Below are 13109 nucleotides of genomic sequence, written 5' to 3'. Positions count from 1 at the left end.
TGGAGATTCGATCCACGCTTACATTCTACTTGTCATAACAACTGTCGTGACACCAAGCACCCCATCGCAGCCCTGGAGAAAGCAGCATCCCATGCTGCACCGTTCAACAAGAGGAGACAAAAAATGAGGCGTAATTTCCTGAAGTCCGCAGCCGCCGCCGGTATCGGCCTGGCCGGCACCAGCGCATTCGCACAGCAGCCTGCAGCGACCCCCGCAGCAGCGGGCGGTCTGCGCGGCAATCCCAACGACGTCTACGTGATGAACGTGATGGTCTCGGGCGTGGAATACTGGTTTCCGGTCTACGAAATGATGAAGCAGCTGGGCCGCACCCTGGGCGTGCGCACCCGCTACACCGGCACGCCGGAGTACGACGTGAACAAGCAGCTGGCGTCGTTCGAGCAGGAGCTGGCCCGCAAGCCCGCCGGCATCCTGCTGCACCCCATGAACCCCGACCCGTTCATCGAACCCATCAACCGCGCTGCGGCGATGGGGATCCCGGTGGTCACCTTCGCGGCCGACTCGCCCAACTCCAAGCGCACCTCCTTCATCACCTCGGACAACGAGCGCGAAGGTGCCCAGGCGGCCGACGCGATCGCGGCATCCCTGAACGGCAAGGGCGAGTTCGCCGTGCTGGAGAACCCCGGCCAGGACAACCACGACCGCCGCATCGCCGCCTTCATCAACCGCATGAAGACCAAGCACCCCGGCATGAAGCTGGTAGGCCGCGCCGCCAGCAACCAGGACCCCAACAAGGCCTACCAGGCCGTGCAGAGCCTGGCGCAGGCCAACCCCAACCTGGGCGCCCTGTTCATGCCCGAGGCCAATTCGGCCCTGGGTGCCGCCCAGGCCAAGGTCGAGAGCAAGAAGAACATCAAGGTGATGTGCTGCGACGTGAACGCCAAGATCCTGGACATGATCAAGTCCGGCGACGTGTTCGGCGCCATCAACCCCAACCAGGGCATGCAGGGCTACATGGGCATGATGATGCTGTTCCTGGCCAAGAACCCCGGCCTCATCGACCCGATGAACGATGCCAAGCGCAACGGCACCAATCCCATGTCTGTGCCCTTCCTGGACAACGGCCTGGCCGTGGTCAGCAAGGCCAACGCCGACGACTTCTACTGGGACAAGTACCTCGCGCGCCGCGGCACCAAGGGCATCAGCGAGTGAGCACCACCACCATGGATGCCCCCCTGCTCGTGCTGCGCGGCATCTGCAAGCGCTTCGGCGCTTCGCATGCGCTCTCGGGCGTGGACTTCTCGCTGCAGGCGGGCGAGATCCACGCCCTGTGCGGCGAGAACGGCGCGGGCAAGTCCACGCTGATGAACATCATCGATGGCATCCACCAGCCGGACGCGGGCGAGATCGCGCTCGACGGCCGCGTGGTCACCATCGATGGGCCGGCCCAGGCCATGCGCCTGGGCATCGGCCTAGTGCACCAGGAAATCGCCCTGTGCGCCGACGCCACCGTGGCCGAGAACATCTACATGCCCGAGATCAATGCAGGTCGGCAGGCATGGATGGACTACGCCAGCCTCAACGAGCGCGCAACCCGGGTGCTGCAGCGGCTGGGCCAGGACATCGACCCTGCGGCCTGCGTGGGCGACCTGCCCATCTCCAGCCAGCAGTTGATCGAGATCGCCAAGGCGCTCACGCTCGACTGCAAGGTGCTGATCCTCGATGAGCCGACCGCCGCGCTCACCGACAACGAGTCTGCCGCCCTCTTTCGCGTGCTGCACGACCTCAAGGACCAGGGCATCGGCATCATCTACATCAGCCACCGCATGGCCGAGATCTTTGCCCACTGCACGCGCGTGACCGTGCTGCGCGACGGGCGCAACGTGCATTCGGGCCCGCTGTCGGAGCTCGACGCCGACGGCCTGGTGCGCCGCATGGTCGGGCGCGACCTGGGCAACTACTACCCGCCCAAGCAGCAGGACGCCGGTGCCACAGCCCCCGTGCTGGAGGTGCAGGACCTGGCCGATGGCGAGCGCGTGCACGGCGTCTCGTTCACCGTACAGCGCGGCGAGGTGCTGGGCATCGCCGGGCTCATGGGCGCCGGGCGCAGCGAGATGGCACAGACCCTGTGCGGCCTGCGCCCCGCCACCGGCGGCAGCGTGCGCCTGAGCGGCAAGCCACTGGCCATCCGCAAGTACAGCGACGCGCTGCGCGCCGGTATCGCCTATTTGAGCGAGGACCGCAAGGCCGCGGGCGTCTACCTGGACCTGCCGATCGCGCAGAACATCGCGTCGATGGCGCTGGCACGCGTGAGCTCACGCTTCGGTCTGCTGCAACGCGCCAGCGAACACCGGCTGGCGCAGGAGCTGGGCACGCGCCTGAAGCTCAAGTCCGATGGCGTGCAGATCGAGGTGGCCAGCCTCTCCGGCGGCAACCAGCAGAAAGTGGCCATCGCCAAGCTGCTGGCCACCAACCCGGCCGTGCTGCTGATGGACGAGCCCACGCGCGGCGTGGACGTGGGGGCCAAGTCGGAGATCCACCACATCCTGCGCGACCTGGCCTGCCAAGGCGTGGGCGTGGTGGTCATCTCCTCGGAGCTGCCCGAGATCATCGGCCTGTGCGACCGGGCCCTGGTCATCCGCGACGGCCGCGTCGCGGGCGAAGTGCAAGACAAGGACATGACGGAAGAGGCCCTGCTGCGGCTGGCCTCGGGACTGGAACGACAACACGAGGAAATGGCATGAATCACCCCGCACAACTGGATGCCGGCAGCGTGGCCGGCCTGCAGCCCCTGCGCGAGACCCGGCAACCAGGAGGGCCCGGAAAGCCGGGCGGAAGCAAGCTCACCAGCATGCGCGAAATGGGCCTCCTGGTCATCATCGCGGTGCTGTGCGTGGGCATGAGCTTCGCCTCGCCCTACTTCCTGACCTGGGACAACATCCGCGCCATGCTGCTCTCGTTCTCCATCGAGGGCATCGTGGTCGTGGGCATGACCATTTTGCTCATCGTGGGTGGCATCGACCTGTCGGTGGGCTCCGTCGTCTGCTTTGCCATGGTGGTCACGGGCAAGCTGTTCCTCATGGGCCTGGACCCGTGGTCGGCCGGGCTCATTGCGATCGCGGCCAGTGCCCTCATCGGCGCCATGATCGGCGGCTGCGTGGTGCGCATCGGGCTGAACCACTTCATCGCCTCGCTGGCCTTCATGGTCATCGTGCGCGGCCTGTGCCTGGCGCTCACGCAAGGCACGCCGCAGTCGCTGTTTTCGCTGCCGGCCTCGTTCAAGTTCATCGGCCAGGGCAACCTGTTCGGCATTCCGGCGGTGATCCTGATCTTCCTCTTCATCGTGGTGGTCAGCGACTTCGTGCTGCGCCGCGCCAGCCTGCTGCGCCGCGTGTTCTACACCGGCAGCAACGAGAAGGCGGCGCTGTACTCGGGCATCCGCACGGGCCACGTGAAGTTCTGGGTCACGGTGCTGTGCGCAGCCTCGGCGGGCCTGGCCGGCGTGATCTACACCGCGCGCTTCGGTGCCGCCACGCCGACCTTCGGGGTGGGCATGGAGCTCAACGTGATCGCGGCCGCCGTGATCGGCGGCGCCAGCCTCAAGGGCGGCTCGGGCACGGTGCTGGGCGCCGTGCTGGGCCTGGCCCTGCTCTCGGTGGTGACCAGCTCGCTGATCCTGCTGGATGTCTCGCCCTACTGGCAGGACGTGATCAAGGGCCTGATCCTGCTGGCCGCCGTGACCATCGACCACCTCATGAACACCCGAAAGACCAAGCGATGAATGCTGTGATGATGAACGCCGCGATGAAGACCACCACCCTGGGGCCCTCGGGCATCCAGTGCTCGGCCATTGGCCTGGGCACCTGGGCCATGGGCGGCTGGATGTGGGGCGGGCAGGACAGCGCTGCCGCCACGCAAGCCATACACGCCTCGCTCGACGCCGGGGTGACGCTGATCGACACCGCGCCGGCCTACGGCCTAGGTGCCTCCGAGCGCCTCGTGGGCGCCGCGCTCAAGGGCCGCCGCCACAAAGCCGTGATCGCCACCAAGTGCGGCCTGGTCTGGCACACGCAGCAGGGCACGCACTTCTTCGACGAAGACGGCCACCCGGTCTACCGCCACCTGGGCCGCGCGTCGATCTTCCACGAGGTCGAGGAGAGCTTGAAGCGCCTGCAGACCGACTACATCGACCTGTACATCACCCACTGGCAGGACAGCACCACGCCTGTGGAAGAGACCATGGACGCGCTGCTCAGCCTCAAGAAGCAAGGCAAGATCCGCGCGATCGGCGTGAGCAATGTGGACGCCCCGACGCTGGCCGAGTACCTGCGCCATGGACCCGTGGATGCCGCGCAGGAGCGCTACAGCCTGATCGACCGCGAGATCGAGCAGACCCTGTTGCCCCTGTGCGGCCGCAACAACGTGGCCATCCTGGGCTATTCCTCGCTGGCGCTGGGCCTGCTGGCCGGCCCCATCGACCCGGCGCGCCAGTTCACGGGCGACGACCAGCGCGCCACCAACCCACGCTTCAGTGCGGCCAACCGCACACGGCTCCAGGCCTTCTTCGATGAGCTGGAGCCCCTGCGCCGGCAGTTCGGCTGCTCCTTCGGGCAGTTGATGATCGCCTGGACGCTGGCCAGCGGCAGCGTCTCGGTGGCGCTGTGCGGTGCGCGCACGCGGGCGCAGGCCACCGAGAACGCAACCGCCGGTGCCCTGGATCTGCCCGAGGAGGCCGTGCAGCGCATCGACGATGCCGCCAGCGCCCACCTGAAGGCGCTGGCCTGACCCCTCTGCATATTCCCCAACACCCCAACACCCCAACCCAAGGATTTTTTCGTATGTCGAAAGACAAGACCGCGCGCCTGAACCGTTTGCTGACCCACGGGCGCTGCCTGGACATCGCGCTGGACCATGGCGTGTGCAATGAGCCCAGCTTCCTCAATGGCCTGGAGGACATGCCCGGCGTGATGGACAAGCTCGTCGCCGCTGCACCCGATGCCATCCAGCTCAACTACGGCCAGGCCGACCTGCTGCAGGACCGCCCGGGCCGCAACAAGCCCGCGCTGGTGATGCGCCTGGACATGGGCAACCCCTACAACGCCACGGCCCACCGCGTGATGTGGGCCGTGCTGCAGAACGAGCACGACCCGGTGCTGCCCGCCGTGCAGCGCGACGCGGCCTGCGTGGTGGTCAACCTGTTCATGCTGCCCAATGAGCCCGACCTGTTCCGCCAGTGCGTGCAGAACATCGCGCGCGTGCGCGCCGACTGCGACCGCTACGGCATGCCGCTGATGATCGAGCCGCTGGTGATGCGCCCGCACAGCGACCAGGGCGGCTACATGGTCGATGGCGACGCCGAGAAGATCGTCACCCTGGTGCGCCTGGCGCGCGAGATGGGCGCCGACATCGTCAAGGCCGACCCCACCACCGACCCCACCGATTTCCACCGCGTGGTGCAGGCCGCGCGCTGCCCGGTGCTGGTGCGCGGCGGTGGCCGCGAGGACCTGCGGCAGGTGTTCGCGCGCTCGCGCGTGCTGCTGGACCAGGGCGCCGTGGGCATGGTCTACGGCCGCAACGTCTACCAGCATGCCAAGCCCTCGGCTGTGGTCGATGCGCTGATGGCCATGATCCACCGCGGTGCGAGCGCTGCGGCTGCCTGGGATATCTACAGCACGGGGACGCACGCGTCCTGAGGCCACAAGCGCATTGCGCGCAGAAGAGTGCACACCGAAGAGAGCAGAACAAGAAGAGAGGGCCCCAGGAGAAAGCCCGGCGGCCGGTGGCGAGGGAGCCACCGGCCTGGCGCACCTGTGCGCGCCTGCGGCGGGCGATCACGAGGATCGAGGAAGAAGGTTCACACAGAACCACACAAACAGGAGACGACGATGAAAATCCGGTATTACCTGATGGCACTGCTGCTGCCGTTCGCCACCTTGCTCACGCATGCGGCGATCACGGGGGTCAGCCCCATGACCACCCTCACCACCATGGCGGCAGCGGTCACGCGGGCCGGCGAGGCGCCTCTCCCACTGCAAGGGCCAGGCCTGGGCAATCTCACCTACACCTCGGCCGAGCTGTTCAAGCCGGTCTCCATGATCACCCGGGCCTCGGGCGACGTGCCGGCCACCTACCCCGGCCGCAAGGACTACGGGCTGAACGTGGGCATCATGCTCAACGGCTATTTCCTGACCTCCTTCGCGCCCGACAGCGGCCTGGGCCCGGGGGGCTTTCTGCTCTACGACGTGTCCAACCCGCGCGCCATCGTGCTCGTCAAGAAGATCTACGAGCCCGAAGGGCGCACCAAGGAGTTCCGCGAGGCACACGCCTTCGGCACGGCCAAGATCGGTGGCCGCCAGTACGTGGTGGTGCCCAGCATAAAGGGCATCGAGTTCTGGGACTTCACCGACATCAACAACATCCAGCAGGTCAAGAAGCTCTCCCTGCCCACGGTGAACGGCGGCGACTACACCAACGTGGCCTGGCAGCTGTGGTGGCAGGCCCCTTATGTGTACGTGGCATCGGCCAACGACGGCGTGTACATCGTGGACGCCAGTGACCCGGCCAATGCCGTCATCGCCAACCGCGGCGCGGGCAAGCCCAACCCGGTGCCCACGGGCGAGCTCGGCGGCTTTCGCGTCGGCCCCATCTTCACCATGGGCAACCACATGGTGCTGACCTCGATGGACAACACCGATGGTTTTGCCAGCCTGGACATCTCCGACCCGCTCAACCCCAAGGTGCTGGACACCGTGGGCTCCAACCCCAACTACTACGCCACCTGCTTCGATGGCCGCAACCTGCATGCCTCGGCCCGCGGTGGCGGCGCCAGGATGTACAGCTACGATCTGCTGGACCGCACGCGGTTCGTGGCGGAGGACAACCGCCTGGTCATCGACGAGCAGCTTTACTGCGGCACGCAGGACCACTACGTCTTCCAGGGCGCGCAGTTCAAGGTGCACAAGGTGGACGTGAGCAACCCGCTCAACCATGTCGAGGTGGGCCAGGGCAGCCTGTTTGCCACCAACGACCCCGAATACTCGCACGCCGATCACGGCCAGGTCGCGCCCATGGGCAACCTGCTGTTCATCGGCAACGACCACGGTTCGGGCAGCGGCTTCATCGTTCACCAGACAGCACCCGACACCACGCCGCCCGCCGTCAAGCAGACCTCGCCCGCCCACGGTGCGAAACAGCAGGCACTGACCTCGCGCATCGGTGTGGGCCTGACGGACAGCATCCGGCCCGAGAGCGTGAATTCCGCCACCTTCATCGTGCGCCCGGTCAACGGCAACACCTTGCAGGGCACCTACAGTGTGCAGTTGGGCATCATCAACTTCCATCCTGCCCAGCCACTCTCAGCGGGCACCAGCTACGAGATCCTGCTGCCCGCTGGAGGCGTGAAGGACTACGCAGGCAATGGCATCGCCACCCAATACCGTGCGGTGTTCCACACCGGCAACGCCACCGATATCAGCCTGATGAACCACTGGCCACTGACCCGCAGTCTGGTCGATGAAATCGGCGCCAACAACGGCACGACCTCGGCCGCCGACCGCTTCGAAAGCATCGGACTGAACTTCGCGCAGCGCAACGCCGGTGTCGTTCTCAAGAACGACAGCGTGGCCACAGCCCTGGGGGGCACGGCGTCTGTAGCCTTCTACATGAAAACCACACAGAACGGATCGCCCAACCCCTGGACGGCTCCTGGCATCTTCGGGCGCGACCAGGCAGGGGGTGCAGACGATGTGTTCTGGGGCTGGATCGACAACAACGGCCGTCTGAATCTGTCGGTAGGAAACGTGGCGACCAACAACCCCGGCACACGCTCCGGGGCGCCGGTCAACGATGGCAACTGGCACCACGTGGTGATGACGCGCGACGCGGCCTCAGGCGTGCAGACGATGTACATCGACGGCGTGAAGACCACGTCCACCGGCCTCACCGGCACCAAGGGCTTGAACAACAAGTTTGCGCTGCTGGGCCAGCTCCAAGGCACCAGCGACTTCTTCCGGGGCACCCTGGCCGACCTGCGTGTGTATGGCCGTGTGCTCAGCGATGCCGATGTCACGCAACTGCAGTCACAGGCTCTCATCGGCGATGCCGGGGTGAGCAACGGGACACAGTTCGTGAACGGGCAACTCACCTTCGACCCAAGCCGGCTGGGCGGGGGCAGCGGCGCCACCTACCGCTGGAACTTCGGCAACGGCACACAGACGGATTTCCTGAGCCAACCCCGAGTCACCTACAGCTACAACCGCCCGGGCCATTACACCGTCACGCTGACGGTGCGCGACGCGGGTGGCCAGGAGACCTATTACACGTTCACCGTGACGGTGGTGTTCCCGACAACTGCCGTGGCACCCACACACTCCAGCAACATCGTGGGAGATGCCAACACCGTCTACAGCGTTAACCCGGACAGCGGCACGGTGGCCGCCATCGATGCCCAGGCACTCACCAAGCGCTGGGAGCAGCGGGTGGGCGACGAGCCCAAGACCCTGGCCCGCGCGCCCGACGGGCGCATCTGGGTGACAGTGCAGGGCGAAGACAAGCTGGTGGCGTTGAATCCGTCCGATGGCACCGTCGCCGCCACCGTGGCACTGCCCTACGGCAGCGGCCCGTACGGCGTGGCCTTCACCCCCAACGGAACCACCGGCCTGCTGACGCTGGAGAGCAAGTCCACGCTGATGGCATTCGACCCCACCACTGGCAACACCACCGGCACGCTGGTTCTCGACGGCGACGTGCGCGGGATTGCGGTGGCGGCAGACTCGCAGACGGCCTACGTCACCCGCTTCAAATCGAAGATGACGGGCGGCCAGCTGCACAAGGTGGGACTCAATGGACTGCAACTGCTGTCCACGATTGCCCTGCCGGTGGACACCACCACCGTGGACACCGAGAACAGCGCGCGTGGAGTGGCCAACTACCTGAGCCAGGTGGTGATCTCGCCCGATGGATCGCGTGCGGTGCTGCCCGGCAAGAAGGACAACGTCGTGCGTGGCCGGTTCCGCGACGGTAAGGATCTGCTGCACGATCAGACGGTGCGCTCCATCCTCTCGCAGGTGGATCTGGCGCAGGCCACGCACCTGCTGCCCGAGCAGATCGACTTCGACGACCGGGCCCCGGCACGCGCCGCCCTCTTCTCCCCTGCTGGCGACTATTTGTTCGTGGCGCAGATGGAGGGCAACAACATCGCCATCGTCGATGCCTACACCCGCGCCGTGCGTGGCGAGATCAATGCCAGCAGCGCGCCGCATGGCCTGTACCTGGACGCCACGCGCAAGCGCCTGTTCGTGAACAACTTCCTCGCGCGCTCGGTCACCGTGCACGACGTGGCCGACGTGCTGACCTCGCGCAGCGCTGCAGCGGTGTTCCTGCAGAACATCACCACCGTGGCGCAGGAGCCCCTGGCGGCAGCCGCGCTGCGCGGCAAACTGGTGTTCTACAACGCGGCGGACCGGCGCATGAGCAAGGACAACTACATGTCCTGTGCCAGCTGCCATGCCGACGGCGGCGACGACGGCATGGTCTGGGACTTCACCCAGCGGGGCGAGGGCCTGCGCCGCACCATCAGCCTGCAAGGCAGGCGCGGCACCGGCCACGGCAAGCTGCACTGGAGCGCCAACTTTGACGAGGTGCAGGACTTCGAGAACGACATGCGCAGCGCGTTCGGTGGCACTGGCTTCCTGAGCGATGCCGACTTTGCCGCCACGGCCGATCCGCTAGGCGCCCCCAAGGCCGGACGCAACGCGCAGCTCGACGACCTCGCAGCCTACCTGGCCTCGCTCAACAAGTACCTGCGCAGCCCGGCGCGTGCGGCCGATGGCAGCCTGACAGTGGAGGCCGCACGCGGTCAGACCCTGTTCGCCAGCGCCAACTGCGCCAGCTGCCATGCGGGCGGCACCTTCCAGGACGGCCTCCGGCACGATGTGGGCAGCATCCAGCCCTCGTCGGGCAAAGGCGGCAACCAGCCGCTGGCTGGCATCGGTTTCGACACACCCACCCTGCTGGGTAGCTGGGCGGCCAAGTCCTACCTGCACAACGGACAGAAGGCCAGCGTGCTGGATCTGATCACCGATGGCCACGGTAACGCCGCAGGTTTGCCTGCCGCGGACCGGCAGGCGCTGGCGGCTTATGTGCGCTCGCTAGACACCGCTGCCGACTACACCACGCGCCTGCGCTCCAACCACAGCAATCTGTGCGTCAACATCCGAGGGGCATCGGTCAATGTCGGCGCAGTGGCCATCCAATGGCCCTGCGGCACGGCCGGCAATGAAACCTTCACCGTGCGCAGCGTGGCAGGCGGCTATGTACAACTGGTCGCACGCCACAGTAACCTCTGCCTGGCACAGGACAGCATGGCGGCAAGTGGCGCCAGTGTGGTGCAGCTGGCCTGCACGGTGGGCAACACAGCGCAGTGGACATTGTCCGGATCGACGCTGCGCAACCGCGCATCGGGCGCCTGTCTCGATGTGCCCAACAACTCGACTGCGCAGGACATCCCCCTGCTTAATTGGACCTGCAACGCGGGCAACAACCAGAACTGGCTCCAGTTGCCCTGACCGTTATCCCCAGACTCTGGGGACTCTACGAGCAAAAAAAGCCGGGGCCCCAGGCCCCGGCCTCATGTGATGGGCTGTCGCCAGACCATTCACGGAAAAGTGCAGCCTTTGTTACTGCAGGATGGTCACACCGGTCTTGGCTTGCAACGCCTCAAACGTTACTCCTGGTGCCAACTCCACCAGCTTGAGACCTTGTGGCGTCACGTCCAGCACGGCCAGGTCGGTGATGATGCGGTCCACCACACCCACGCCCGTGAGCGGCAACGTGCAGGCGGGCAGGATCTTCAGGTCTTCGGCGCCGTCCTTCTTCTTGGCGACATGCTCCATGAGCACGATCACGCGCTTGACGCCGGCCACCAGGTCCATCGCACCGCCCATGCCCTTGACCATCTTGCCGGGAATCATCCAGTTGGCCAGGTCGCCCTTTTCGCTGACCTGCATGGCGCCCAGGATGGACAGGTTGATCTTGCCGCCACGGATCATGGCAAACGACTGGTCGCTGCCGAAGATGGACGAGCCCTTGATGGTGGTCACCGTCTGCTTGCCCGCGTTGATCAGGTCTGGGTCCACCTTGTCTTCGGTCGGGAAGGGGCCGATGCCCAGCATGCCGTTCTCGGACTGCAGCCACACTTCCTTGTCACCGGTGAAATTGGCCACCAGCGTGGGAATGCCGATGCCCAGGTTCACATAGAAACCGTCTTCGAGTTCTTGTGCCGCACGAGCGGCCATCTGGTCTTGGGTCCACGGCATGGTCAGGCTCCTGCTTTCTCGGTGATCGTGCGCTTTTCGATGCGCTTTTCGGGGTTGGCATTGAGCACGATGCGGTGCACATAGATGCCGGGCAGGTGGATGTCGTCGGGGGCCAGCTCGCCCACTTCCACGATCTTTTCCACTTCGACGATGCAGACCTTGCCTGCAGTGGCGGCGGCGGGGTTGAAGTTGCGCGCCGTCAGGTTGAAGCGCAGGTTGCCCGACTTGTCGGCCACGTCCGCCTTGACCAGCGAGACCTCAGGCACCAGGGAACGCTCCATCACGTAGGTTTCGCCGTCAAATTCGCGCAGCTCCTTGCCCTCGGCCACGATGGTGCCCACGCCGGTCTTGGTGAAGAAGGCCGGGATTCCGGCGCCGCCAGCGCGCAGCTTTTCGGCCAGCGTGCCCTGGGGGGTGAATTCCAGCTCCAGCTCGCCCGCCAGGTACTGGCGCTCAAACTCCTTGTTCTCGCCCACATAGGACGAGATCATCTTCTTGATCTGGCGGGTTTCCAGCAGCTTGCCCAGGCCGAAGCCGTCCACGCCCGCGTTGTTGGAGATCACGGTGAGGTTCTTCGCACCCGAATCGCGCAACGCGTCGATCAGGGCCTCGGGAATGCCACACAGCCCGAAACCGCCCACGGCCATGAGCTGGCCGTCTGCAACCACGCCCTTCAGGGCTTCGGCTGCGGAGGGGAATATCTTGTTCACCACGATCTCCTTATGAATTGGGATGCGCTACGATACTACGTATCTAAATAAGTAGTTTCTCGTAAAGACTTGCACTATGGACGTTGACTACCGACTGGCTTTCGACATGGCCCCCGTGGGGCTGGTGCTGTCACGCAACCGCACCATGGTCGACTGCAACCGCCATGTCTGCGAGATGTTCGGCGCCTCGCGCGAGGTGCTCATCGGCCAGTCGTTCCAGGTACTGTACCCAAGCGCCGACGAGTACGAACGCTTGGGAGCGCACATGGAGCCCATCCTGAACGCCAAAGGCCACTATGCGGACAACCGCATCATGAAGCGCGCCAACGGCGAGGTGTTCTGGTGCCATGTGTCGGGCCGCGCGCTCAACCGCGAAAATCCGCACGCTTCTGGCATCTGGAGCTTTGAAGACCTGAGTTCGCAGCGCACCGTGAAGGCCGAACTCACAGGCCGCGAGCGCGAGGTGGCCGCACGCCTGCTGGAAGGCCTGACCTCCAAGGAGATCGGCCGGGCGCTGGAGATCAGCCACCGCACCGTGGAGATCTACCGCGCGCGCCTCATGCGCAAGTACAACGCATCCACCGCCGCCGACCTGGTGCACAAGCTGCTGGCGGGTGGATAGGCTCCCACGGTAGCACTGGCTGGGTACAGCCAGTTCTATGGGCGACAGGCAGCAGTCCAAACCAAAGACCGCATCGTCAGCCCCTCTTGGGCCCGTCGATCACCTCGGCCGCCGTGCGGAAGGCCTCCACCGCCGCAGGCAGGCCGCAATAGATGCTGGCGTGCAGCAGCACCTCCTGGATCTCGGCCGATGTGGCGCCATTGTTGAGCGCGCCGCGCACATGGCCCTTGAGCTCGTGCTGCTTGCCCAGTGCCGTGAGAAAAGCCACGGTGATCAGGCTGCGCGTCTTCATGTCCAGCCCCGGCCGCTGCCACACATCGCCCCAAGCATTGCGGGTGATGAACTCCTGGATCGGCTGGGTGAACTCCGTGGCATTGCCAAAGGCATTGGCGACGAAGTCCTCGCCCATGACCTGCTTGCGTGTGGCCAGACCTTTGTCGAAGTCCTTGATGGAGGGGGTGGGTGGTTGCGTCATGCGGCTCTCTGGTTCGGTTCTTTGGGGGC

At 65.7% G+C, this 13109-nt stretch carries 10 protein-coding genes; 7 read left to right on the top strand and 3 right to left on the bottom strand.

Annotated features, from left to right (window positions below):
- The first annotated feature begins 123 nt into the window (after nt 1–123).
- From CBY09_RS16490 to CBY09_RS16465, 6 genes are all read left to right on the top strand, one after another.
- Nucleotides 124–1170: a substrate-binding domain-containing protein gene (locus CBY09_RS16490; RefSeq protein ID WP_094290668.1), complete on the top strand. Its 1047-nt coding sequence runs from the start codon at nt 124–126 to the stop codon at nt 1168–1170.
- Between the two features lie 11 nt (nt 1171–1181).
- Entirely contained in the window at nt 1182–2702 is a 1521-nt protein-coding gene (locus tag CBY09_RS16485) for a sugar ABC transporter ATP-binding protein (protein WP_094290740.1), read from the top strand.
- Nucleotides 2699–3739 (top strand): ABC transporter permease, encoded by a 1041-nt coding sequence (locus CBY09_RS16480; protein WP_094290667.1) that lies wholly within the window; start codon nt 2699–2701, stop codon nt 3737–3739. Before CBY09_RS16485 ends, CBY09_RS16480 begins: the two co-directional genes overlap by 4 nt.
- Nucleotides 3736–4743, top strand: coding sequence for an aldo/keto reductase (locus CBY09_RS16475; RefSeq protein ID WP_094290666.1), 1008 nt, complete (start codon nt 3736–3738; stop codon nt 4741–4743). The genes CBY09_RS16480 and CBY09_RS16475 overlap by 4 nt, the downstream gene beginning before the upstream one ends.
- Nucleotides 4744–4796: 53 nt before the next feature.
- Nucleotides 4797–5651: a class I fructose-bisphosphate aldolase gene (locus CBY09_RS16470; protein ID WP_094290665.1), complete on the top strand. Its 855-nt coding sequence runs from the start codon at nt 4797–4799 to the stop codon at nt 5649–5651.
- A gap of 192 nt (nt 5652–5843) precedes the next feature.
- Entirely contained in the window at nt 5844–10523 is a 4680-nt protein-coding gene (locus CBY09_RS16465) for a LamG-like jellyroll fold domain-containing protein (RefSeq protein WP_094290664.1), read from the top strand.
- A gap of 111 nt (nt 10524–10634) precedes the next feature.
- Here CBY09_RS16465 and CBY09_RS16460 read toward each other — a convergent pair whose 3' ends face one another.
- Nucleotides 10635–11273: a 3-oxoacid CoA-transferase subunit B gene (locus CBY09_RS16460; RefSeq protein WP_094290663.1), complete on the bottom strand. Its 639-nt coding sequence runs from the start codon at nt 11271–11273 to the stop codon at nt 10635–10637.
- A 2-nt stretch (nt 11274–11275) separates the two neighbouring features.
- Nucleotides 11276–11983 (bottom strand): CoA transferase subunit A, encoded by a 708-nt coding sequence (locus CBY09_RS16455; protein ID WP_094290662.1) that lies wholly within the window; start codon nt 11981–11983, stop codon nt 11276–11278.
- 76 nt (nt 11984–12059) lie between these two features.
- Here CBY09_RS16455 and CBY09_RS16450 point away from each other — a divergent pair, with 76 nt between their 5' ends.
- Nucleotides 12060–12605 (top strand): PAS and helix-turn-helix domain-containing protein, encoded by a 546-nt coding sequence (locus tag CBY09_RS16450; protein WP_094290661.1) that lies wholly within the window; start codon nt 12060–12062, stop codon nt 12603–12605.
- 76 nt (nt 12606–12681) lie between these two features.
- On the opposite strand, the gene CBY09_RS16445 is transcribed toward CBY09_RS16450, so the two are convergent.
- Nucleotides 12682–13080, bottom strand: coding sequence for a carboxymuconolactone decarboxylase family protein (locus CBY09_RS16445; RefSeq protein ID WP_094290660.1), 399 nt, complete (start codon nt 13078–13080; stop codon nt 12682–12684).
- Nucleotides 13081–13109: the final 29 nt, after the last annotated feature.

Source organism: Acidovorax kalamii (assembly GCF_002245625.1).
GTDB lineage: Bacteria > Pseudomonadota > Gammaproteobacteria > Burkholderiales > Burkholderiaceae_C > Acidovorax > Acidovorax kalamii.
This window is presented reverse-complemented; position numbering and strand designations above follow the sequence as displayed.

Coding starts and splice junctions, on each gene's coding strand:
- CBY09_RS16490 (WP_094290668.1), top strand. CDS start 124: ATGAGGCGTAATTTCCTGAAGTCCGCAGCCGCCGCCGGTATCGGCCTG.
- CBY09_RS16485 (WP_094290740.1), top strand. CDS start 1,182: ATGGATGCCCCCCTGCTCGTGCTGCGCGGCATCTGCAAGCGCTTCGGC.
- CBY09_RS16480 (WP_094290667.1), top strand. CDS start 2,699: ATGAATCACCCCGCACAACTGGATGCCGGCAGCGTGGCCGGCCTGCAG.
- CBY09_RS16475 (WP_094290666.1), top strand. CDS start 3,736: ATGAATGCTGTGATGATGAACGCCGCGATGAAGACCACCACCCTGGGG.
- CBY09_RS16470 (WP_094290665.1), top strand. CDS start 4,797: ATGTCGAAAGACAAGACCGCGCGCCTGAACCGTTTGCTGACCCACGGG.
- CBY09_RS16465 (WP_094290664.1), top strand. CDS start 5,844: ATGAAAATCCGGTATTACCTGATGGCACTGCTGCTGCCGTTCGCCACC.
- CBY09_RS16460 (WP_094290663.1), bottom strand. CDS start 11,273: ATGCCGTGGACCCAAGACCAGATGGCCGCTCGTGCGGCACAAGAACTC.
- CBY09_RS16450 (WP_094290661.1), top strand. CDS start 12,060: ATGGACGTTGACTACCGACTGGCTTTCGACATGGCCCCCGTGGGGCTG.
- CBY09_RS16445 (WP_094290660.1), bottom strand. CDS start 13,080: ATGACGCAACCACCCACCCCCTCCATCAAGGACTTCGACAAAGGTCTG.